We start from the raw sequence: 23,794 nt of genomic DNA, 5'->3' as shown, positions 1-23,794 counted from the left end.
CGATATTCTGCATTAATTAGGTTTCCAGGTCTTTCAGTGCCAGCAGATCTATCTTTTCGCACTTGTTCTTATAAACTACAATCTTCACCTTGGACGGATACGTGAATTTTATGCGGCTAACCTTGAATGTCCAAATGATTAATTCGAGTAGCTCTTGGTCTGAAATGTTTTCGTAACCCTTAAAGCGAGTTATTCCTGAACCCAAAACAGGCAATGCCACGGTTCTGCCTGCATAAACTCTGTCTACCTCATTCCAAAAGTTTAGTAGACAGTTAATGTAGTCATTTATCTCGAGATACGCTTTGTTGTTGTCATCAAAGTGCGTAAGGGCTGTAATGAGATAATCGTTTACAACACATATTGTTCCAAGTTTATATTTTATTTTTTTACCAGAAGGACGGCTCGGGTTTTCTCCGACACTCGCTTCCGTTAATTGAGTTTCGGAGGAAATAATTCCGTCCAGTTCATCGACCTTGTTTTTGAAAAACTTATCGACAAATATTCCATTCAGAGAGCTTTTAGCGATGATCTTATCGTCCACCAAAGTGTCGAAATACTCATTGAAGGCAATCACTTTCAGATCAGCTTGCTCTGAAAAAATATCACCAAATTTCACCTCGATTTGCGAGGTGTTAATTTTCAACTTGATGTTCTGGCGAAAATTAGAATGAACCCAGATGCCAATGTATAGAACAATAAGAAAAGATAAGGCTGCTAAGCCTATGGCCGTTTTGTACTTCGTGTCAATATCTATAAACAGAAATACAATAGATGTTATGACACTTATTACGCTCAAAGCGCCATAAAATTTATGTAGTATCCTTTTGTCCAAAAACTGTACCTTCATACATAACCTCATATCTCAAGATACTTATAAACACCATTTGTATGGTTGAATTTACCAACATAAGATGACGATCAATTATTTAATCAGCCCCCATTGGACATATGCTTCACGGCTATAATAGTTCTTACCGCCTTTAAGGGACTCACCATTCACATGAAAGCGTGTGATAGCATCCAAAATGCAATCTTTTGCAAATGCGATATGGATTGCCGCTGTTTTATCATCATTAATGCGGTCGGCAAGGGCTTTTGGCCAAATATCGCTGTGGCTGTTCACATTTAATATTGATGAGTATTCAGGGTAAGCGATAATCAGTGGAATCTTGTAAGTGTCTATGGCTTTTTCAATCTCATATGATAGGACACTTCCATTATAGCGAGTGTTTTTCGTAAGAATGACAAGCATATTTTTTGATGCCCTAATCCGTTCTTGAATGCGAGCATATAATGTTGCCCGTTTGCTTGTATCGCGCACAGCATCTGTTTTTTCGTGGCTATTGGTTAGCGAAAATGCAATATTTTTATTTGCACCCCATGCTTGAATGGTCGCATAATATTTGAATTCAGACTTTGTAGGATCGGTTTCTCCTAAACCATCAAAGGCTACATAGGTTCCTGTCCTGTTTGCCATTAGATATCCTCCCTTACTATTTCTGAAACTCTATTTTACTGTATTCCCTTTTTTAACTGAACCTGCAAATTTAGCCTTATATATTTAACACAAAAACCTGTATACTATAAAAATTAATGGTTCGTGTATTCCTCTACAATCTTCTACATATGCTAGTCTACTGTGTCCAAATGAATCGTAATATGCGCCGAGTTTTACGCAAACATCAATGTTTCCGGATATTCCCCAACCAACTAGTTTGTTTTTTACGTCTAAATTTATCATTTGTTATTGAAAATACTCCACCGGATATAAATCTATCAGCTTAACCATTGTATCTTGGAGTGTCATTACTAAATTATGAACTTCATTTTCTTCAGCTATTAGCAATTCACTTGCATTTCTTTTTAATTCGTTTAACACTTTCAAAATGACATTTTCATACTCCTCAATATCAAGATTGTCCGACATTTTCCTAATAACCTCTATGCATGATTCCATTTCTTCAAATATTTTCACAAGATAATTCGCTGTATGAGACAACCAGCTCTCATATACTGACTCGATATAAGATTCACTTGTATTAAATGTTGAGACCCTGGAGTGAATTTGAGCACTATGCCTGAATAACATTGGCAGAGCACGTAAATCTGCAAATAGCTTTAATGCGGCTGTTTTGGGAGAATCATCTAATACTATTCCATGTGTATTAGATGAGGGGACAAGCATAGAAATAAACTTGTCTACCTCATCGTAAATGACTAAATTTCGAGTTTCTATTAAATATCCTCCCGGTAAAGGTTGTCCATTGAAAGAAACTATTATCTCTACACTTTGTACATAATCATTTAAAATAGATTCTTCTAATGTAAGTGTAGACACCCCCGTAAATCTTTTCCTAAACCTTAAAAACAGTTCTCTACATAAGAGTTCTACTTGTTCAGCATATACCAGAATTCGGACTGTTTTTCCGTTCTTATCTCCGCTAATAACACTTTCATGTTTGAAAATATCGTTGTAAAAGAACTCTTCAAACCTTCTTCGATATTTACTTAACAATAAATTGCAATCATAAGAAAGTGAGTTGATCTTCTGTAATGGGTGATTGTATACATGCGACCATACAGCAACAAGTAATAATATGCGATTTCTTTCTTCAATTGTAAAGAAATCACTACCATATTTGCTCATTTCCGCCTTAAACCGTACTTCTAAATCATTTATTTCCTGATATGCAGTAATTAAATTAATTAGCGATAAGCGTCCTTCATTTGAAACTTCCCCTCTCTTTATTTTTGCGACAAGCAATGCGTCCATTTGATTCAAGAAAGTTAAGTAACTATTGCAAAAACTGCTCCATAACGATTTAAATTGCATTTTGTTTTTAGGGGGAATCGATACTAATTGCATATCTCCGTTAGTTCTATCTACAATAGCATTATTCAATTTTATACCATATTGATCTAACGCACATTGCGGAGTTGGAAATGTATACCCTGTTAATTTTTCTTTAGCTCTTTTAATTGATCCTAATGTCTTAGTTTCAAGTAACCGTTTAGTAGATTTTTTGTTATAGAGGTAATCCACTCCTCTTAAGATAAAATCAACAGAGGATATTATATCAACCTTAATCTGCATAATTTCTTCATGAACATTATCCCATGAAACCGGAGCCTTTATATATTCATCGATGCTTTGTAACCATCGGTTAAGTTGGGTAATCCATACAAACGGTAAGTTTTCAACCGGAATATGTTTTTGTGTATCCGGAAAATTGATATTATCTATTATATCTTGACCTATTATCTCGACATTATATCTTTGTTTCTGCGGATATAACTTTCGAACTACATCTACAATTTTTAAGATTGGACCATTAAAGTCCGCATTTCCGCTATCAAAAATATTGTAAATGGAGTATATCGTAACTTCATTTGATACATCACAGTAAACAATACCCAATTGTGTGAATAGAATTGGTTCTGCTAATGTCCTTAACCTATTATAGTTACTCGACCAGTTCTGGTGACTTAATCCCACCAAAAGATTCAAATAGTCTTCAAGGTTTGTTACGCACATAGGTGGGAGAAGACGTTCGAGGGTCTGTTCAGGGAGAAAGCGCTTCCTCATCGCGAACCAAAAAAGACTATATCCCATTGCAGTTAGATCTTCTGCTCTCACAGTTGTATCAAAAGGGAGTGTCGAAGAAGACTTAGCAATAAACAAATCTAAAAAATCATAAGATAAAGTTTTGGATTCTAATGTTGACATTAGGTCCTTGAATGCTTGGAATTTTGAGGGGTTGGACTTTTTATAGATATCCCATATAGCTGAAAAATCAATATCTTTAAGATATCCTGTAACATCAGTAATTCCAAACATTATGAAATTATTGACTAATTCATTTCCTTTATCAATTATAACTTTGTTTTTCCAATAATATGAATATACTTCTCCCCACAACACAGCTTTTAGGACTCCTGCGTAAACGCTCCAAGAGTTATATTTTAAAGTGGCAAGGGCTTTGATTACATTAGATGATATTCCATTCCTATAAAAAAACTCTACCACCAACATTAAAGGAACATCTTCGATTATTTGGAGCGACAATTTTAAATTGTCAAATTCAGATCTCAGACTAGTTTCTCTAAGAATGTCAAATAATATGGTAGCTCTCAAGGCATGCAAACTTTCCAAATATTGTTTATCTTTTGATACTCGTAACAAGTATTCTTTTTCGAAAATGGCTAACATTTTCAGGCGTTGTGGGCATGGAAATTTCTCGAATAATATTGTAGTACTAACTTTTAAATTATACTTACCAACATAGGAGACTACTTCGAGAATTTGCAACCAATCATCGGCATATACTTCTTGCTGAATAATTCTATAAATTTGCGCTTTCAATTTGTCTCTAATAGTCCCTTGTTGATGTAACATATAGGCAAATTCCATGAAAGGTCCATCTTCTCCAAAAGATGTCCACGCTTCATCAAATGACAAAAAGTTGGCAGATGGATACCGATTAAAAATTTCTTGCGCTTCCTCTCTACACAAGTTCAGTTCAACCTCAACAAAACGATGTTTTGAATAATCAATAGGTGCTCTTCGGAAATCTTCTTCTCGTATAGTAACTATCAGTTTTAAATCAGTACCATGCGCTTGAACTTGCTCACAAACCCATAGCCAAGAAACATCATACGGTTCAACATCCAAGCACACAGCAAGTGTAGATTGCCGCTCTCTTGCCACACCTTGCAGCGCCGCACAGATATCAACGGCCTGTTTTTCAGAAAGGACTTTTTCAATACATAAAATGTCACGTTCTAAATAATGATCTAATAAATATCGATACGCTATTGTCGATTTCCCTTGTCCAGATGCTCCTCGTATAACAACAATATTGGAGGTTTTTAGTGCATCTTCTATTATTTTAATCCATCTCTTTCGAGGAAAATCTAAATTGGCACGTATATGTTGCGGCAATGCATTAATGCCTGCATTATATTCAGCTTGTAATACTTCATAATCGTATACATCTTTATATTCGTATATTGGAAAAATAGTTTGACCAAACTGCCTTTCCATTCCAGAGGCAGCAGCAAAATCAATTGCGATTCTATCCAATTTCTGTTCCCAAATTTGTTTTGATGTAAAGGTTCCTGCCCTCGACAAATTTGATATATAATTAATAAGTACGTCGAATGCTACATTGGGAGCTGCCATTGTATGAACCCGACTTTCAAGCATCTGATAGATATCAAATAACAATCCCTTTTCGTCTACATGTTCCACTCTTAAATGGCTATGTATCCATAATACATCTTCATTACTGTACCCATATGACAGCAACTTTGTTGCCACCGTCAATTTTGGAGAATATTCACTTTCGCAAAATACTTTGATTTCTTCTCCAATAGTTCCAAAAGAAACGATACGCAAAACAACCTCTTTGTTTGAACTCTTTTTTAGCTGTAAGCATCTTCGAAAAAAAGAATCATTTTCTTTTGGAGATAGATGTGATAAGGCTAAATCTACAGACAAATTTTTTATCTGTACAATTTCGGAAATCTTACCGTTCTTCTTAACCATCAAATCTTCAACTTGCTCTGGGAAAAAGTCAGATTCATCATTCAAAATCATTAATCGATAAGCAATATATACTGTTTGGGATGAAAAGCCTTTCCAAGCAGCGCGAGTACCTAACTCAGATTTTAAAGTTATATCCAACTTAGGACCTCCCTTTAGTTATTAAGTTACTATTAACTTAGAGTAACTCCGGGCAAGCTGAAACATTATGTTCTTAACACAAGCCAGCGAAAATTCACCCAACTATACAGGCCGCGAGGAATTTTGGGGTTCTTTTCGCTGGTTATGGATTCATTTTTACATCAATTTTACATCAACGCCATTTTTCAACGTCTGTACCAACAATATCGCCATGCTGTATCAATAGCCGAAACCCTTACATATCAACGCTTCCCACCATCTGTTTCATCCTGCACCAACAACGCGACCGATTCCACATGCACCGTATGCGGGTATATAACCCGCTACGGTGTTTTACGCTAAAAGCCGAAAACCCTTGATATTACGGCATTCTTCAAATTGGCCGATTGGTTAGCTTAGGCTCAAAAATGATAGTTTATGCTGAATTTCGTCCCCAATTCGTCCCCAACATTTCAATTACAAAACCTTGATATGACACTGTTTTTACTCCTACATGTCCCGTGAAATCGTTCGTTGTTCAACCGTAAATCAAGTATAATAATTAGGGGGAGTAACCGATGAAATCAAAAGAAAAGCTTGAAAATCAGCAGCGCGAATGTGCCTTATTCATGGCTAAAGCGGCTGAACTGCTGGCAGAATACCAAACCAATCAAGGAGGCTCCAAACATGCCAAACGAACCTGCAAAAACATTTAAACGCCAACTTCTGACGCTTGACCATTCGATCATGCAGACAACCGGAAAATATGGCCATATCACTGTTTCCGGACTTGTTAAACTCATGTCCGATAAGCGCCCAAAAAATACAATTTATCAACGTACAAGAGCGCTTACGGAATGGGGATATATTGAGGCCGTGATAGACAAGCGAAAAAACAAAATCTTCAGGCTCTCGCAACATGGTGTTAATGAATTAAATATGCGCGGCGTAACGCTTCGCGGACGAAGTTTACTGCAAATTGATTTAGCGCGGGTACAGTGGGCTATGGAACAAACAGGATTCATTGAAACGCTTGGTCTTGAGGCGCAACCTACAGTTAAAATGCTGGATGCCGTAATCAAAGGAGAAACGCCTAAAGCATTGATTGTCGATAACCCACACTATCACATCGCCAATACGTTTCAACGGCTTGATGACTTTGCGAAAACCGCCTCATCAAGTGCGCCACTGGACATAATCGCCTTGACGGAAAACCGCGCCGCGGAGCTTCAACGCTACGTGAACAGCAATAGTTATAGCTTCTCCGTCCTGCTCCTGCCAATCGATACTTAACCTATATTTCTCCTATACCCCGTACCCTCTAACCCGACATTTCCACTTGAATTCACCAATAATGATCAAATTCCTCTGATTCCTCATTTATCCAATTCGATAATACCCCAATAAACTGACAATACATGCCGTTTCCAAAAACCGTAAATTCAATACCACATCCACATTTTATCCACACTTAATCATCACCAAGCAGTTAATCCGCCACTAACAAATCCGTGAACAAACCTTGAATTCACGGATACTATTTCACGCTTAAAATCTACAAAATAGCTTAGGAAAAATTCGGTTCTCTTCAACTTCGAAGTTTCTTGCATTGGAACTACACACAGGAATTTTAATTACTAAGCATGTCGCACAACAATGGTGCGAATCTCAAATACTATCAAAGGAGCAATGCCAATGAATTTTCCAACAAATCGCAATGTAACATTACTTCAAACAAGAGGCGTCGCAGCAATGGAACTGCCAGAAGTCACAACAGACATGCTCTTTAGAATCGCTCTCGACCGTTATGTGGCAGACTCTTATGACTATTTCACAGTAGCACATGCAGCCGAAGGAGATAGTTTCGATATTACAAACGGTAATGGAGAATTGATCGCGACCGAATCTGCTTTTCTTTATCCCGGCATTTATGAGGATGTATGGCTTATCGTTGACGATTACGGGCCAAACTCGAAAGAAGGTCTCGTGGTTACCATCTTGCTCCCAGAAGAATATTAAAAATTAGCGAAGCTACATCGATTGGAGAAGCCGTTTATTACGGCTTCTTTTTTGTGACCGTATCGGTTTATTTCATAGGTTTTATCAGTTCATTTCCGTTAATATCCAGCAATTCATATGCCCTGCCGATCATCTCTTTATCTTTTCCATACAGATGAACCGCTTTGTCACGTATTCCGCTAATTGTCGTTACGTGGTTCATTTGATGAACCATAAATTCCGAATTGCACAGCACCACCGCTTGTTTACCCCATGAGATTACTTTTTGCTGGAATTGAACCGCTCGCTCCGCTACCTCAGGTGAATATACGACGGGTTCACCATCCGATGCTTTCATCTCGCGGTGATCTACGAAAATATTCAATTCACCTTGTGAAAAGGCAGACGTAATGCCTAACAAAGTACGAGACATATAATCCACATTTTCTCCCGTTAATAATCCGTTCACCTGAAAGGCCAGAATTTTCCTGTCAGTGTCCAAATGGAATTTGAAACGCTCCAAAAAGGGAACCTTAAAGTCCTTTTGCTGGTAAGCTAGATTCGCTGAAAACCGCTCACTCGAAAACAGATATTCAATAGATACATTTAGCGCGGCGGCAATTTTTTCGATATTCACCAAGCTTATATTCCGCTCTCCACGCTCGACGCCGCTAATATAAGTTCTATCCAATCCTGAACGATCTGCTAACAGTTCTTGTGACATACCGCTTCGCGCTCGAAGCTCCCTTACCCTTAGGCCGAATTCTGACCGTATATCCACAATCAACACCCACGCTATCCAACAATATTCATAATTGATATATCGGTTAATTATGACTTTGGTTGTATATTTTTGTCTGAATTTAAACGAATGTGACTTAAAGTCCGTTGAAATAAAAAAACTCATCTCAATATAATTTTGTTGGATGACATAAAAACAACCGCCAGCTAATGCTTGACGGTTTCAATCATCTTGCCATTCATCGATTTCAAACGGGCTTACGTCCAATATTCTACATATGCGTAAAGCTATCTTAATAGTTGGAATGGATTTTCCGCTCTCTAACCGCTGGTAGTACCTTAATGATACGTCGATCATGTGAGCCAAATCCTCTTGAACGATATTTTTATTGTTTCTGGCTTCACTTAATTTCAAGGGGAATGCTCCTAACGCTTTTACCCCTATGTTATCCAATAAATTCAAGCTTTATAACGATATATATATCGTGTAATATATGTCGTAAAAAGACTCTTTCTCTAGACAAATTTAGGAGGCACATTAAACAATGAAAAAAACACTAAATATGAAATTGAAACGAGTTTGTTGCTTAAGTTTGTTTGGTTCTTTATTACTTATTCCCGTTTCAATTCATGCAGCACAGGAGACTTCTGTAACTGTAAAAGTTAACGGTTATGCTATCGTAATGCACGAAGCTCCGGCTTATATTGATACTGATAGCAATTTGACTTATGTTCCCCTGCGGTTTGTCTCTGAAGCGCTGGGGGCAGAGGTAGGTTGGGTTGCAAATGACCAACCTATTACTGCAACAATTGATGAACCTGAACATAATGAAGTTAAAGTCTTGCTTAATAGCAAGAAGGTCGAGAAAAATGGTAAAGTCTCAACTATTGAAGGTGCTCCTGTTTTACAGAACGGACGTACAATGGTACCTCTCCGCGTTATCTCTGAGGGACTTGGCGCTGAAGTAAAATGGGTGCCCGGAAGTAATGGAGAAAATAACGTAGTTGAAATTAACACTCCTTGGGAGACACCAATTCCTCCGGGTACGGTTGAGGGGGATACTACAGTTTGGAAGCCTACTGAAGAACAAAAGGTTTACGGTAATCAGATATTTAAGCCTCTCACTTGGGATAATGAAACTCGTACATTGAGTTTTAGTATTCCTAAAATGCCAGGTAAGAATCCACTTGTAGGTATTCAGTACGGTAATAAAAAAGAAAAGATTGTCCTAGGCAAAGTTTACACATTTAAAAACCTTCCTGACGAATTTAAACTGGATATTACCATTTTTGCTGATGAAACTTACACAGAGACAGTTGACGAGTACACAATTTTTTCATACTCGTTGGCAAAAAAACATGGTTGGGCAGATGGAGTACCATCTACTGACATTGTAGTTAAGGATCAATACAAAAATAATGTGTCTCTAAATGCTGTATATAAAGCTCTTGGTATTAGTAAATAACGGGGGTTACGACTATGAGAATCAAGAAACGTTTAGTCTCATCTCTTTTAGTTGGTAGCCTTTTAGTAAGCATGGTTCCTTCATTTGCTGTTGCAGCATCTGGGGATAGTCTTCTTATAGTTAAATAGGATTCAAGATAATAAGGGAAACTTAATTCAAATACAAATATGGTGGTGTTTTACTTGAAAAAATCTGTAGTCAGCTTTTTCCTTGCAGTACTATTGTCTGTTTCTTTGCTGGGCGTTGCGTATGCTGAAACGCAAACCACCGAATCGAAAATTATTTCTTTCACGGATATTTCCGGGCATTGGGCTGAAGCCGCTATCAACAAAGCGGTGAAAGCCGGTTATGTTGGCGGCTACCCGGATGGAACGTTCAAGCCTGACCAAGAAGTCTCGCGGGCGGAATTTACAAAAATGTTGACTACAGCGTTGGGGCTGAAAAGTGTGTCTGGTGCTTCTGGGGCATGGTATCAAGAAGCCGTAAATGCCGCTACGGAAGCCGGAATTTACGCTGGCGATTTCAAGTCCGGCACTTGGGATACGAAAATGCCCCGTAAGGAAATGATGCTTCTCTCGGTACGGGCAGGCATCACCGGTTACAAGCAAGATTATGATATGAACCGGAACCTCTATGAAGGAGCCAAGGCCGGGTTGATTATGGGTACGTCTCCCGGAAATATTGACCCTGACGGTACTACGACTAGGGCTCAGGCAGTTGTCGTAATTGAAAGGGTACTGGCAGTTAAACGTGGCGAAACCTTGCCGAGTGACAAATACGCTGTCGGTGCGGCTGAAATCTTGTGGCATAAGACGAACATCTTGACGATGTTGCCGCAGTATTTTGGGAATCCTATGAGGAAAGCAAATAACGAATACATTGAGTTCAGGGACGATCTTATGCAATCTGTTTCCGATAATGGTAAGATTGCTTGCTCAGTAACTAAACTTGTTGCTGTCGATCTTGACGACCCTAATGACCCAAACCGAGGTCTTGTGACATCTGATGATTTCCGCTGGTACAGTAATAATCAAATTTACAAATTAAAGGGTGCTTCTGGTAGCTACGCAGTATTCACAACTGTTGATATTAAATTCTCTGAAAATCACGGTACTAACTTTGTAACACCTTGTAGTACTACTATTTATAATTCTAATTGGAAGGACGCTAAACTTAACGCAACAGATACAAGTAATCTTAATAGAGATTACGCATTTTTCCCTTGGGATCCCGAGTATAACAAGCTCATGTACGGTATCCGCACTGACATTAAAAGTGGAACTATCACATATACTAGTGGTCAGCTGATTCCTAAGCAGCCTAATGTATCTAGCAAAGAATTTGTTATTAAGTTTTCTGGAAATTTAAGAAATGAAGGCGTCAAACAGATTTATAGCTCTACGTTAAAATAATCCCTTGAGGGTGATTTAATGAACAGAAAATTATTAGCTCTGGCGGCCAGTTTAATGGTTGCCATTCTTTTTTAAGATTTAAGTAACTCAACTTTCGCAGCTTAAATTCGGTAGGTAAGCCTTGATGTAATTGGGCAAACCGGCGATCCAATGCTGAAGTTGTGTTTGGATAAGTGTTGTGATCTTCTTACTGGCTTTCTTAGCGACTTCCTCGAGCAATTCAATAAGTTGCTTTAAGGCTACTGCCCAATCTAATTGACTTACTTCATCGCATAGCAAATGAAACAAGCCGCCTAGCGTGCGGTTGTCAGTGCTTTGTCGGTGTTGCCACGCCAGCAATATGTAACGGGAAAAGACAATCGTAGTATGACTGATGAGCAAGTCATACGAGCGCCCCTGAAACTCTTTTTGTAGACGCAGCAAGGATTTGGCGCACTTGAAGAACACTTCAATATCCCAGCGAATTCCGTAGATCCGGATTATTTCTTCTTCGGGGATGGAGAGGTCAGTGCATAGAATCGCAAGCCATTCTTTCTTCTTTGAGCGGTGGCGCACGAAAACCATTGTGACCGGAATCCCTGGGGACAACTCGGTACGAATGGAACGCAGGATTCCATTGTTCTTCCCTTGAACGGGGATGGCTTCAAAGTAAAGCTCTTGCAAGGATAAACGGCGACCGCGAACAAGATAACGTTTCTTGTCCGCTTTGACCATGCCGATCACATCCAGACCGCAATCAAGGATCGCTTGGATTAATGGGGCATGTGTGAACCAACTGTCCATGAGGACGTACGAGGCTTGCATGCCCGCCGAAAGCGCACGATCAATCATCGCTGGAATGACTTCAGGAGCAGGCAGCAAAGCTTCGACCCGCCGTTTGTAGCCGGACGTTCTCTTGTCGATCCCCTGCATGATGCCGTTCACTTGCGACTTGATTGAAGCGAGCAAAGAGAAGTCAACCGGAATAAACGTATGGCCGTCCGACCAGCCTAGCGTGAGCATCCGGAATCCTTTGTAGTAGCAACCCGTCGCATGATCCTTAAATCGGGAAAGCAGTTCAACCGCCTTGCTGCGATTTCGCTCAAACATGGAGTCGTCAACAACAAATACGGATACGCGATTTTCTCCTGTCAGCGGCTGAATCTTACCAATGGTGGAGGAACTAAGCAATGTTAGAAATCTGCGCCATGCATAGCCGCTGTGATTTAGGAAGCGATAGACCGCATCCTTGCCAGGAAATGATTCACCCTTGTGGCTTTCCAACAAACGAAACCAGTTCTTGTGATGAAACAAGAGCACAAAGACAAGTTGGAATAGAAACGAGCAAGTATATCCGAATTTCTTTTTGAAGCCCGCTGTTCTTAAGTGTTGCAACACTTTCAGTTCTTTGAAGGCTGATTTGATTTCATTTGGAAGTTGATTCTGTTGTACGTTTTGCTCTATCATGTAGAGGACACCTCTTCTGTATGGTAGTGTTTGATTCGACACTCTCACTTTACCAAACGAAGCGGTGTTTTTCTATTTTTACAACATCCGTATTGAATCTGCTGTTTGTCTAGTCACATCATGCAATTAAACCGATTTTCGCTCTGCGAAAGTTGAGTTAAGTAACCTATTTCAAAATATACATGCTTTTTGTTATGATAAAAGTAACCTTTTTCTAACGGGGTGGTTATGATGTCAAGAGGCGGAAAACGGGTAGGCGCGGGACGGAAAGCCCAAGGTGTAACACGTAAAGTATCTTTAACCCTCACAGAGGTGGAATGGGCGCAGATTAAGGAATCCGGCTTGACGGTTGCGGCTTTCTTAAAACGCCTTATGCACGGGCAGACGGAAGCGCCAGCAGCCAAACCAAGCGGCTACCCGCGCCGCCATGCGGAGGAACGTTGGCAGAATTATTTAATGAACAATGAGCAGCAGTATGCAACCGAAGTTGTAGAAGCAGCGCAGCAATCGTTTTATAATATCCTGTTTCCTCAAGGAGCCGAAACCGCCCAAGTCAAAACCAAAACACAATATGAATGCCCGTTTACCGGCAAGCGCTTCGGCTCGATGGATGCCCTCGTTAAAGCGGCCATTCCGTATTTGCTGAAATCAGCCGGACACGATCTGCGACACAAGAGGGAATTGGCTTATATCCGAGAACGCGAAAGCTCTCCCCGGTATATTGACCAGCTATAAATTGTTACCGGGAAGATAGCCTGTTACCGGCTCATCCTTAGAACCACAAGGGTTTTCAGGTTCGGTAACAAGGTAACAAGTTTTTTTCATACACCTATGCTTCTATACAAGGATTTGATGCAATCTCATCCCACGGCTTCATTGCTTGCCGCACCGATTGTGTATATCCCCTCGCAAATCCTGTTACTTTGTTACCTTATTATCAATAAAAATAAAAAATATAGATAAATCAAGGGTTTTCAGCTATTTTGACGGTAATATGCGGTAACAAATCGCTGGTCAAAAGTAACGAAAACGGCCTCATTTTAAGAAAAACTAATATTCACTTTACGAAGAATGCAGTGTCACGCTTTATTATGACGCGCATTCTTTTTTCATTTTTCTAACTTTATCAGAGTGCTACCTTTCCAAAATGAGAGTATAAAAAGGTTCGTTAAATTATGTATTTGGTCAATTCTACGATTTTCACATCTTCTCAATCGCTTCTCTACAAAAGTGCAGAATCTATAAAAAAGATTTTTGTGCATTTTTACTCCGATGTTTCAACGGTGTTGTCGGCGGGGAGGCGTGAAAAGTAATGGTTATGTTAAAAAGGGGTGGAGCGCATGTAATTACTATTTGTCGCAGGTAGGAGAATCAAAGATGATCAGGAGGTTTGCTTATGCCATTTTTAGGCTATATCATCATGGCGCTGTTGCTTTGGTGGATTTTTTTCTCAGGCGGGAATCAGAAAAACCGCCCTTCTGTGCCAGCGGCGATAAAGCTTGTTGACAGCGGCAATGTTTTGCTGGAACGGTTGGTGGAGTGCATTGAAGGCGGTTGGTCTATGGCTTCTGAACAGGTGGAAAAAGGAAAATGGCCGGAGTTTGGTGCTGCTCTGTTTCTCTTCCTTCGCAATGAAAATTTCCACTCCAAGCGCAATAGGTTAAGTATCTCTGAATTTTTGGGGAAATCCGCTTTTGAGAAGGACGATCTGTGTTATTTAGCTAGAGCAGCCGCTTCGGAAGGTTTATTAAAGTTTGATGGCAATTCCATTGATTTAAAGGATACTCCATGCCTTGAAGAACTGCTGAAAAACAATTTATTTCGTTAAAACCAGAAGGGCTTGTATATTAACTCACACTGCAAGCCCTCTTGTATCTCAGGAGGAAAAGCGAATGCGCAAACGATATACCTTACTTATTGACAATCATCTTTTGAAGGAATTGAAGCGCTTTGCACTTGATCATGACATGAAGCTGCCTGATCTTTTTGAACGAATGGCGCGGACGTTCTTGTCACAGGCGGGTGAAAACCATGAGTATCATTCAAAAAGTTCGTAAGCAGCTTTCTTCGCTTTTTCCGCCAATCAAGCGTTTCCTTGCTTGGTGGCGCTATGACGATCAAGAGCGCTTACGGAATAAGGTTATTGAAATTTGGATACGGTCAGCACAAGAAGAGCTTCTGCGTGCTCATCATCTGCTCAATGATATCGCCAACAAGCCATTCTATGAAGTTGACATACCGCAAGGTACGATTGATTGGGTTGTACGATTAATTGCCCGTTATGAGGCTGTAAAACGCCCATATACGCCGCTAGATCGCCGATTGGCTTTGAGGTTGGGGATGCAAGCTCCGGCTCTAAGAAGGCGGTTATTGTGGCTCCTGAGCGGGTTTGCTTTTGCCGTCATAACCACATTTATACTTGGGTTATTTACTGATTTCCCTTTATTTCACTGGTTCCCTATTGCAATTTTAACAGGCTTGTTTTTTTATATCGTCTGCCTTTATACAGGTTACAAGCTGTTTCCTTTCATCCGTTCACTTACCGCTGATCATACGGCTTGTGAACATCTCTTTCACGCGAACTTGTCACAGATTTTTCAGCAAGCGAACGCGCTGCTTCATAGTAGAAATTTGAAAAAGGTACCTCAAATCAATACCGCTTTACACGCGATCAGCTATCAGAAGCTGCAAAGGGGAAGTATGCAAGAATCAACCAATAATACGGTTACGAAAGAAAGCAAACCTGTCCCTGATTTCAAGTCCCAGAACCAGACTTTAAACCATCACTACTACCCCATGAAACAGGCGTGGGAGCGGTTTTTAACCGAAGTGCTGCACTTGAAAGACGTTTCAACCGTCTCCCCTATACACCATGATTTAGGCCAAACAGAAGTCTTTATATGGGATATCCCTTCCGTTGCCTTTACACGTTGGGAGGAAAACATTACCCGCATCGAAGCCTATTTGAAAAAGCCGGTATTCTTCATCCACCGGGATTATGACGGAATCGGAACGGTTGGGGTTGAAATCGCCAAGCAGCCGCTGCCAAAGGAAATCCATTTCCAGAACGTGATTAACCTTCATGCTGTCGCCCAAATGCCGGAAAGCGTCATTGTGGGTGTGAATAGCAAAGGCATGGTTACATGGAATTACCGGAAAATCCCGCATGGAATTGTCGCCGGGACAACGGGAGCCGGTAAATCAACCGCTCTTTATTCGATCATCTTGCAGTTTCAACGGCAAAATCATCTGCCCATGTTCATCGATCTAAAAGGTGGGGTCAGCTTCGGGTTCGTGGAAGATGCCGGATACCCGATAGCAACGACGAAAGAAGCCGCTTTGGAACTGGTAAAAAGCGCGGCGCAGGAAGTCGAACGGCGCGAACAACTTTTGAAAGAATGGGGTGTGTCGCCCGATATCGCCGTTTACAACGAAATGACCGGTGCAAATTTGCCGGAACTCTTTGTGGTATTTGATGAGTTTGCACAGTTTACGGATAAATGGCAGGGACTTGAGGAAGGCATGTCCTGCCTGAAGGCGATTGCGGCGAAAGGCAGGAGCAACGGCGTTCATTTGCTGATCGCTACACAGCGGCCTAGTCAGGAAAGCCTTGGCTCAACCGATTTTCGGAGTAACATTTCCTTTCGCTGCATAGGCCGGATGGATTCACAAGCGTCCAGTCAAATCGCCCTTGGCAATGGCGCTGCTTTTGAACGCTTGCCCTCCACCGATTATGCCGGGCTTTTCATTGTCAGAGGAACGGATGCCCCTATGGATAGTTTGATTAAAGTTCCGTTTATCAATGACATGGATTTTAGGCGGTTATTCTTGGAGTACCGAAATCCGCATGAAGGTTACAAGCTAGGTCATAGAGCCATGTTGAAACTAAAAAGTTGTGATTATAACGATATTTTTTAGAAGGGAATGGTTTCTTTGAAAAGTGCGAGAGATGAAATCAATACCATAGTAAGAAGTAAAAGTTGCAATAAAGAAAATTACAAAGAAAACTATAACAAACTGTTCAAACGCTTCTTCAAAAAATACCGTAGATATCGAACGGATTCATTAAAGGATTATAAAGTAAAATTAGATTATATTGAAAAAATTGGTCTTATGCCTGAATTGCTTCGTGAAGCTCGTATTCTCTTTAATGGTGATTACTGTGAACCTCTCGAACTTATTGAGAAGAGAAGAAACATTAGGAAACTCCAGGTCGAGAGAGAAAAAGCTAAAGAAGAACAACAACGAAAAACAATTGAAGAGTGGAAAAAGAAACATATTCGTGAAATTACATCGGAGGAAATTGCAGCAATCTTTGGAGGTAAAATAATCAAAGATTCGGAATGATAATGTTGCAGAGAAGCTGGCTTCCGCGCCAAAACCTTAACGGGAAATGGCGCGGAAGTATGATTATCGGGGGGATTAACGATGAAAAATTTTGTCGCAGAAGTTCAACGTTTTCTTTCCGATCAGGAGGCACAAGGTAAAGCCGAAAATACGCTCAAGACTTACCGGCGAATCTTGGAGGCGTTTGGCCGCTGGCTTGATCGAAACGGCGGGGATTTAACCGAGCCTACAAGGTATGATGTGCAAGCCTACGTGAAGACATTGGAACAGGAAGGCAAAAACGCGGCAACCGTTGATAAAATAGTTGCTTGCTTGAGCGTCTACAGCCGTTTCATCCAGCGTCCCGATATTGTTGAACACATTAAGCGTATCAAGCCGCAAAACAAAAGGCAGACGGCTCCAAAATCGTTAGAGGAGTTAGCGGTTAAGCGGCTCAAACGGGAGATTGAGAAAACCGGAAATAAGCGGGATATCGCTATCGGGTATATGCTGCTGGAAACCGGCGTTCGGGTATCCGAACTTTGCTCCTTGAACCGTCAAGACGTGACGATTAACGAACGGAGCGGTGAAATGATCGTTCGGAACGGCAAAGGCGGCAAGTCCAGAACGATTCCGCTATCCCGTGAAGTTCGTTATCACCTAATGCAGTATCTTGCAACGCGAAGCGATACCGAACCGGCGCTATTTTTGAGCAATCATAAAAAACGAATTTCACCCCGGACAATCCAGCATATGTTAGCCAAGTTTGGGACGCACCCCCACGCCTTGCGGCATACGTTTGCGCGGCGGCTGGTTGCTGCCGGAACTGATATAAGCACAGTGGCGGCTCTTACCGGCCATTCTGATATTAATATGACGAAACGTTATTCTATGCCTTCCTCTGTTGAATTGGCTGAAGCTATTGATAGAGCTTTTATTTGAAAAAGGAGCCTGCAACGGCTCCTTTTTCATTAGTATTCAAACGTATTTCCAAGATGTTGAACACCTTTAAGAAGATTTTCTGCCACCTGTGGTCGCTTCAATGTATCAATAGCGTGTTCTCTTTTGTATCCAATGGATTTTACCAAGCGTTGCGCTGCTTCAAATCGCTCCCTGTAAATCATTTCCGGAAAGTCATCAGGTTGACTTCCGATCAGTGCTACTGTAAGTAACAGTAAAATACTTTCCTCATCAAGTTCGTTTAAAAACCTTTCAAGCTTACAGGTATTTGCTTCATGTTGCTTAATAATCAAGGATTCTTCCTTATTCAGTTCCTTGATTTTTCCTTTTTTAGAGATGATGTGACTGTATTTGTTGTAATGTTTCTCTCTTGCTTCTCCCCATTCAATCACTGTTCGCAGGCAGTTCTTTTCTTTTTCATTAAAAATAATCATAACAAATCACTCCATCTTTTGATTTTTACAGAAACGCCGCTCAAGAAGGCGTTTTCCTGCTTAATGATTTCAGTCTTGCAGAGCGCTCAGGATGTACACGCCGTTCAGGTGGCGGGGTTACTTCATCAGGCGGTTCGGATTCGTTTGGAAGCCATGCTTCCTCTGAAATTCCGGTTGCTTCCTCCAACTTTAACGTATTGAAAACATAGCGCCAACCGTTTCGCCCTCGAATCTTTTTCTGCACATAATACTCTCGCTTGCCATTTCCAACATACCCACCACTATGACAACAATATTCCATTTCATATTTCAATTGGGCTGCTGAACACTTAAACTGGTTATTCATCGTGACGTATGCTTTGAATTTGCTGGCAGTGACGTAAAGCAAGTGGTTTTCCTGATCGAGCCAAATATCGGACTCTGAAAATTGTCGGTGGTCATAGTTAAAAGCAAGTAAAATACGGTCAAGCATGCTCTCCTGATCTTCCATTGCTGCTGACAATGTGTAAACTGCCGCTCGTTTCATCTCTTCAACACCAAAAGCAATCTCACAGTTCAAAAATTCAAGTATTCGCTGATACATCCGCATCCCGGTAAGAAGGACGGTCGTATTCCAGCGCACCCGGAAATGAATGTTTTCAAACGTTTCGGCTAACTGGCTGGCTTCTTCGATATCCTCATCCCAAAAACCCTGCTCCAAATAGTGGAAAATAAAATTCCAAAATCCACTGCTGGCCGCTTCAAGATCATTACTCATTACGTTTTTGAATACCGAATCTGCCATTACCTTGTTTTGCTCAATCCAGTTGCGTTCCAATTGAACGACGATCGAACGTTCGACAATCGCTTGATTATCTTTTGGATAATCTTCTCCGATAAATACTACCGGGCAACTGAGAGTGTAAGTCTGAACGCCTCCGGGCTTTCCTCTGCTATCCGAATCCGCTCTGTAACAGAGCTTGAGCTTGTTAAGAAAGTCGCTTAGTGTCCGTTCGGCCATTTCGGATGGTTTGTATTCGTCAAACACAACGGGCAAAGTATTGTTCGAAGATAATTGAACCGTAAGCGCGTAAGGTGTAGAGATTTTCTGCGGTTCATTCGGATTCCCGGTTATCTTCAACATAATCTCAATTAAGGTCGTTTTGCCTGAGCCGGATTTGCCCCAACACACCAGTATCGGGTACTGATTGTCGCGTTTTGCTCTGATAAACGGTGCAACCGCAGAGGCAAAAAACCAACCGATGACCGGCAGAGTCACATTAAAATGATTCAAATTGAGCAATTGCGGAAAAACTGCTTTAGCTGTCTCCTGCCAGTTATCGCATTGCTTAATGCTGAATTGAATCAGTTCTTTCCCCGGTTGATAGATAATATCGGAATCGTTAAGATGTTCTCCATTAACCGAATAAATACCATTTGAAGTGATAAGTAACTTTCTTTCAGGAATCCAGCCGATCTTGTCAACGGTTCGTTTCAGAGGGTATTTACCATCATTTGCAGCTTCGAAAGCCGACAAATAACGAACAACGTCCTTACTATTCGACGAGTCGATTGGAGCGCCTTTTGCCGCTGCTATTTCTTGCAGCTTCTTATAATTTAGGGCATCAGAACGATTTAATACGATTTTTTGCCAATCCTCCCACCGGTGAAACATGAGTTCAAGCTTCATTTCACCGTCCTGATAGCCTCTATACACGCCGCTGACAATCAAAGGCCAGCTACATAACTTCACATACTCTACATTGCCCATTCGGTCGGTATGACTCCTGAAAACGCCATCCTTGGATATCCACCAGCCAAAAGGGAATTGAAGATGTGCAATCTCCTGCGGGTAGTCTTCCAAGGCTTCACCTAAAGTCGGGATATCTTTGTTTGTAAAAGCTTGCGCTTCCCGATTTATGACTTGGAGTTTTTGAGCAAGTGCCTTTCTAAATTCCGAACTGGGAATTAATTTTTCGGCTTGCTTTTTTAACGCTACAAAGTCAGGATAAGAAACAATTTGCAACCACGCCAAAGCTTCCAAGAATTCAGCCCTGAAAAGAAGTTGAATCGCTTGCTCCTTATTCTGTTCGGCATTTGATAAAGTTGTAGAGAGGCGCTCAAGCAGCGCCTCCTTGTCCATATCCTCGCGCTCATAGCCAAAAGCGATTGGGCTTCTCATAAGACGTAACCCTCGTTTCGCAGTCCGTCAAGTTTAGGACAACCGTGGCACCCTTTAGAACCTAATGTAATTGCAATGTGGGAGCAAGTGTTAGGCTTTCCTTTCAAGGCTTCAGCGATCTTAAATTCAGTTTCATCCTCGGAATACCGGTCGTATCCGCGAGAAAGCTTATGTGCTTCTTCAATACCGTTTTTGCAGTGAACGGCAATTGATAGGGCTGCGAACCATTCGTTATAAGATACTTCGTTAGGTCTTGATCGACAATGTTCCATAAAACGGCAATTTTTATAGATAGATTCAATGTTCGGAAATCGCTGCCGCCGCTTAGTGAAGGGTAGCCGCCTTGCAGCCTTCTTTTTGAGTTCTTGTGTTGGAAGCTGCGCTTCAATTTCCTCCAAAGAGTATCGGCGATTTGTCACCTCAATAATCTCGGCAAGCCTTCTCTCCGCTGTTTTGACGTTGTAAGTGAAAGCGACGCGGAGCAAGCGGCTAAGGTCAGCCGTAGTATCTATGCTTGCCTTATACTCCCCTGCAAGGCTCCTAATCCACTGTTGGAAACGGGCTAAGAGTGTTCCCGCACGTTTTCGGTCGGCTTCGGTTTGCAGAATCATCGGCTGATCTAGGAGCCAGTACACATGCCAGCCTCCGCCAGTATTGACGATAATGGACGGGGTTAGCGGGATGCCGTTCTCTATAAACAATAAAGCCGCCTCATTATGCGGGAACAAACGTTTTCCCGCTGACTTATGAAACCCCGGAGCATCCACGTCGATATCGACGTGTAGAAAACTTAGATAAACTGCTGTTTCGCTTGTCCCCCGTGAACGTGGATTTTTTTTCAGCGCTGCTTCCGCGTCCTGTAAAGTTGTCGAGAAATAAATGTTCGCTTTTCCGTTTAGTGATTCGTTCAAGCGAAGCATTGCATCGAACTGTGATTGTGTGAAAAAACGACTAATCATTTTAGGTTTCATACTCGATTTGGTGGGTAGGGTGTAGCATATAACGTAACTTGCTTCCTTAGGAATTGATTCAGGAAGGAAAACAGTCTTGAAAAACAAGGCTGTTTTTCCTGTTTGATTTTCCTGTTCTTGAAGTGCTAAACTAAGATTGATTAGAGCATTTTCATCCGAAGCCGTTTCTGCGCCAACAGAACCGGCTTCTTTGTTTTTGTCAATCATGGATTTTCACCTCTGAAAGTTTAACATTGATTCATAGCTCTATCCCTTCTGTCAAGTGGACTTTTGTTCACTGGCGAAACGGTATTGCTCAACCGTTTCTCGGTTCAGCAATATTCTTCCTCTACCAAGACCTGCACGAAAATATGGGATTTTTCCGCTTTTAATAATTCGATACGCTGTATCTTTTGAAATACCTAAATATCGGGCAAAATCAGCTATTGTCATAGTTGCAGGTTCCATGTCCTTCCCCTCCTTTCTGAATCCAAGATACACCAATAATTATTACTTTGTCAATAAAAATATTTATTTCCTAATCAATATTTATGTGTTATAATTCAATCAAGAACGGAGGTGAAAAAATGAATAATCAAAAGCATTCATTCGGTACTTACTTAAAAAGAATACGAAAAGCTAAAAACTTATCTATGTCAGCATTGTCCAAGCTGTCTCAAGTATCACAGCCTTATCTTTCTCAAATCGAAAATGATCAAAAAATACCATCAATCAATGCGCTTACTAAACTTGCCATACCATTGGATGTTTCATTGTCAGAACTTATGTATTTCGCTGGACTTTCATCAGAATTACAAGATGAAGACATTTCAGATTTAATTACTAGGTCACTAGGAGCGCAAAAAGTAAATTATAGAGAGTTAAATACCTACTTTGAACTTCCTGACATTACCTTAGATGGGGAGGTACTTAGTTCAAAAGAAAAAAAGGAAATTCTAAATTATGTAAGGTACTTGTTATTTAAAAGAAGCGAGGGAAAATAGATGGCCAGCATTGAAAAACGCGGAAAAAACTCGTGGCGGCTTGTTGTTGAATTAGGTACTGACGCACATGGGCACAGACTTAAGAAATCAAAAACCATCAAAGTCGAAGATGAGGCATTATTGCGGACTAAAAAAAGACTTAACGATTATTTAAATGAGGAGTTGACTAAGTTTAAAATCGAGGTTGAAGCCGGTGAATATATCGCTCCTGAAAAAATGAAATTTTCCAGCTTTGTTGAGGAGTGGGAAACAAAATACGCGGTTAAACACCTCGAAGCCAGTACACTGAATACTTATAAACGCTGTCTGAATAAACGCATTTTACCTGTATTCGGCCATCTTCGGCTTGACCAAGTGAAACCAATTCACATCCTGAACTATATTGATTCACTCGAACAGGAAGGAAGCCGTTTGGACGGTAAACAAGGCAAATTATCCTCCGGCAGCGTATTCATGATGTATCGAATTTTGAAAAACATTTTTTGCCGCGCCGTTGAATGGAAACTGATCAAGAGTAACCCTGTAGCTGATGTTGCTCGTCCACGTGTAAAGTACAAGGAATCACGGGTTTACTCGGAGGAAGAAGTCCATAAGTTATTTGAAGTATTGCAACATGAGCCGTACCACTGGCGCATGATGATTACGTTGGCTCTTACAACGGGGATGCGCCGGGGTGAATTGGTCGGATTAGAGTGGAAGCACGTTGATTTAAAGAATGGCATTATCGACGTTCAACAGAATATTACAACGTTTAAAGATGGCGAACCTATTATCAAACAACCAAAGACAAAGCATAGTATTCGTAAAATTGCCCTTCCCGCATCCGTTACGGCAGAACTGAATGATTACTATCTTCACTGCCGTAAGGAGCGCATGAAAATGAAAACCGTCTGGAAACGGGATGAACACTTTTTTGTATTTTTCAATGAAGAAGGCAAGCCGTTCTATCCAGAAACGCCTTACCTTCATTTCAGAAATCTATTGCTTAAACACAAGCTCCCGTATATTACTTTCCACAGTTTACGGCACACTTCGGCCACACTGCTTCTAAACCAAGGTGTCCATGCAAAAATCATTTCTGAACGACTAGGACACTCTAATATTGGCACGACAATGAACATCTACGGTCACGTTCTTCGCTCCGCTGATCAAGAAGCGGCAAACAAGTTCGACGCGATTTTACCAATCACCAAAGCAAAATAAACCTCTCAGTTCATTCGTCCCCATTTCG

Annotated in this window: 23 protein-coding genes; 13 read left to right on the top strand and 10 right to left on the bottom strand. The window is 40.9% G+C overall.

The window, feature by feature from the left end:
* Positions 1–16: 16 nt before the first annotated feature.
* From IJ22_RS25090 to IJ22_RS25080, 3 genes are all read right to left on the bottom strand, one after another.
* Positions 17–847 (bottom strand): macro domain-containing protein, encoded by an 831-nt coding sequence (locus tag IJ22_RS25090; protein ID WP_062410739.1) that lies wholly within the window; start codon positions 845–847, stop codon positions 17–19.
* A 75-nt stretch (positions 848–922) separates the two neighbouring features.
* The gene (locus IJ22_RS25085) at positions 923–1,477 is read right to left on the bottom strand and encodes a TIR domain-containing protein (RefSeq protein WP_062410738.1); all 555 of its coding nucleotides are present in this window, start codon (positions 1,475–1,477) and stop codon (positions 923–925) included.
* A gap of 267 nt (positions 1,478–1,744) precedes the next feature.
* On the bottom strand, positions 1,745–5,686 hold the full coding sequence (locus tag IJ22_RS25080; RefSeq protein WP_062410737.1) for a DEAD/DEAH box helicase family protein: 3,942 nt from the start codon (positions 5,684–5,686) through the stop codon (positions 1,745–1,747).
* Between the two features lie 557 nt (positions 5,687–6,243).
* Between IJ22_RS25080 and IJ22_RS26455 the strand changes: the two genes are divergently transcribed.
* The 3 genes from IJ22_RS26455 to IJ22_RS25070 all read left to right on the top strand — a co-directional run bounded on the left by IJ22_RS26455 (position 6,244) and on the right by IJ22_RS25070 (position 7,684).
* Positions 6,244–6,381, top strand: a complete 138-nt coding sequence (locus IJ22_RS26455) for a hypothetical protein (protein WP_160327414.1) — start codon at positions 6,244–6,246, stop codon at positions 6,379–6,381.
* Positions 6,353–6,958 carry a hypothetical protein gene (locus IJ22_RS25075; protein WP_062410736.1) on the top strand — a complete coding sequence of 202 codons (606 nt, stop codon included), beginning with the start codon at positions 6,353–6,355 and terminating at the stop codon, positions 6,956–6,958. Before IJ22_RS26455 ends, IJ22_RS25075 begins: the two co-directional genes overlap by 29 nt.
* 402 nt (positions 6,959–7,360) lie before the next feature.
* Positions 7,361–7,684, top strand: a complete 324-nt coding sequence (locus tag IJ22_RS25070; protein WP_062410735.1) for a hypothetical protein — start codon at positions 7,361–7,363, stop codon at positions 7,682–7,684.
* 67 nt (positions 7,685–7,751) lie between these two features.
* On the opposite strand, the gene IJ22_RS25065 is transcribed toward IJ22_RS25070, so the two are convergent.
* Both IJ22_RS25065 and IJ22_RS25060 read right to left on the bottom strand, forming a co-directional pair.
* A complete protein-coding gene (locus tag IJ22_RS25065; protein WP_082660953.1) occupies positions 7,752–8,570 on the bottom strand; it encodes a helix-turn-helix domain-containing protein in 819 nt (272 codons plus the stop codon).
* A gap of 57 nt (positions 8,571–8,627) precedes the next feature.
* The gene (locus IJ22_RS25060) at positions 8,628–8,819 is read right to left on the bottom strand and encodes a helix-turn-helix transcriptional regulator (RefSeq protein WP_062410733.1); all 192 of its coding nucleotides are present in this window, start codon (positions 8,817–8,819) and stop codon (positions 8,628–8,630) included.
* Between the two features lie 130 nt (positions 8,820–8,949).
* Here IJ22_RS25060 and IJ22_RS25055 point away from each other — a divergent pair, with 130 nt between their 5' ends.
* Positions 8,950–9,870: a stalk domain-containing protein gene (locus IJ22_RS25055; RefSeq protein WP_062410732.1), complete on the top strand. Its 921-nt coding sequence runs from the start codon at positions 8,950–8,952 to the stop codon at positions 9,868–9,870.
* A gap of 182 nt (positions 9,871–10,052) precedes the next feature.
* Positions 10,053–11,282 carry an S-layer homology domain-containing protein gene (locus IJ22_RS25050; protein WP_062410731.1) on the top strand — a complete coding sequence of 410 codons (1,230 nt, stop codon included), beginning with the start codon at positions 10,053–10,055 and terminating at the stop codon, positions 11,280–11,282.
* 87 nt (positions 11,283–11,369) lie between these two features.
* Here the strand turns inward: IJ22_RS25050 and IJ22_RS25045 are convergent, their stop codons facing one another.
* Positions 11,370–12,728: an IS4 family transposase gene (locus IJ22_RS25045; protein WP_062410730.1), complete on the bottom strand. Its 1,359-nt coding sequence runs from the start codon at positions 12,726–12,728 to the stop codon at positions 11,370–11,372.
* A 228-nt stretch (positions 12,729–12,956) separates the two neighbouring features.
* Between IJ22_RS25045 and IJ22_RS26900 the strand changes: the two genes are divergently transcribed.
* The 6 genes from IJ22_RS26900 (at position 12,957) to IJ22_RS25020 (ending at position 17,996) form a co-directional block, all read left to right on the top strand.
* Positions 12,957–13,463, top strand: coding sequence for a hypothetical protein (locus tag IJ22_RS26900; RefSeq protein ID WP_235594219.1), 507 nt, complete (start codon positions 12,957–12,959; stop codon positions 13,461–13,463).
* A gap of 661 nt (positions 13,464–14,124) precedes the next feature.
* Entirely contained in the window at positions 14,125–14,556 is a 432-nt protein-coding gene (locus IJ22_RS25035) for a hypothetical protein (RefSeq protein ID WP_062410728.1), read from the top strand.
* Between the two features lie 64 nt (positions 14,557–14,620).
* On the top strand, positions 14,621–14,785 hold the full coding sequence (locus IJ22_RS26450; RefSeq protein WP_160327413.1) for a hypothetical protein: 165 nt from the start codon (positions 14,621–14,623) through the stop codon (positions 14,783–14,785).
* Positions 14,760–16,646 carry an FtsK/SpoIIIE domain-containing protein gene (locus IJ22_RS25030; RefSeq protein ID WP_062410727.1) on the top strand — a complete coding sequence of 629 codons (1,887 nt, stop codon included), beginning with the start codon at positions 14,760–14,762 and terminating at the stop codon, positions 16,644–16,646. Before IJ22_RS26450 ends, IJ22_RS25030 begins: the two co-directional genes overlap by 26 nt.
* A 15-nt stretch (positions 16,647–16,661) precedes the next feature.
* Positions 16,662–17,075, top strand: a complete 414-nt coding sequence (locus IJ22_RS25025; RefSeq protein ID WP_062410726.1) for a hypothetical protein — start codon at positions 16,662–16,664, stop codon at positions 17,073–17,075.
* A gap of 81 nt (positions 17,076–17,156) precedes the next feature.
* Complete coding sequence (locus IJ22_RS25020; protein ID WP_062410725.1) at positions 17,157–17,996, top strand: tyrosine-type recombinase/integrase; 840 nt, start codon at positions 17,157–17,159, stop codon at positions 17,994–17,996.
* Between the two features lie 29 nt (positions 17,997–18,025).
* Here IJ22_RS25020 and IJ22_RS25015 read toward each other — a convergent pair whose 3' ends face one another.
* The 4 genes from IJ22_RS25015 to IJ22_RS25000 are packed head-to-tail and all read right to left on the bottom strand — an operon-like array spanning position 18,026 to position 22,027.
* The gene (locus IJ22_RS25015; RefSeq protein WP_062410724.1) at positions 18,026–18,448 is read right to left on the bottom strand and encodes a hypothetical protein; all 423 of its coding nucleotides are present in this window, start codon (positions 18,446–18,448) and stop codon (positions 18,026–18,028) included.
* A 40-nt stretch (positions 18,449–18,488) separates the two neighbouring features.
* The gene (locus IJ22_RS25010) at positions 18,489–20,609 is read right to left on the bottom strand and encodes a DUF927 domain-containing protein (protein WP_062410723.1); all 2,121 of its coding nucleotides are present in this window, start codon (positions 20,607–20,609) and stop codon (positions 18,489–18,491) included.
* Positions 20,606–21,787 carry a hypothetical protein gene (locus IJ22_RS25005; RefSeq protein ID WP_062410722.1) on the bottom strand — a complete coding sequence of 394 codons (1,182 nt, stop codon included), beginning with the start codon at positions 21,785–21,787 and terminating at the stop codon, positions 20,606–20,608. Before IJ22_RS25005 ends, IJ22_RS25010 begins: the two co-directional genes overlap by 4 nt.
* 51 nt (positions 21,788–21,838) lie before the next feature.
* Entirely contained in the window at positions 21,839–22,027 is a 189-nt protein-coding gene (locus IJ22_RS25000; protein WP_062410721.1) for a helix-turn-helix domain-containing protein, read from the bottom strand.
* 119 nt (positions 22,028–22,146) lie between these two features.
* On the opposite strand from IJ22_RS25000, the gene IJ22_RS24995 reads away from it, so the two are divergent.
* Positions 22,147–22,563, top strand: coding sequence for a helix-turn-helix domain-containing protein (locus IJ22_RS24995; protein WP_062410720.1), 417 nt, complete (start codon positions 22,147–22,149; stop codon positions 22,561–22,563).
* Entirely contained in the window at positions 22,564–23,766 is a 1,203-nt protein-coding gene (locus IJ22_RS24990; RefSeq protein ID WP_062410719.1) for a site-specific integrase, read from the top strand.
* The last annotated feature ends 28 nt before the right edge of the window (positions 23,767–23,794 follow it).

Origin of the sequence: Paenibacillus naphthalenovorans, assembly GCF_001465255.1 — a bacterium.
Lineage (GTDB): Bacteria > Bacillota > Bacilli > Paenibacillales > NBRC-103111 > Paenibacillus_G > Paenibacillus_G naphthalenovorans.
The sequence above is the reverse complement of the archived record's forward strand: the minus strand, read 5'-3'. Positions and strand labels throughout refer to the sequence as shown.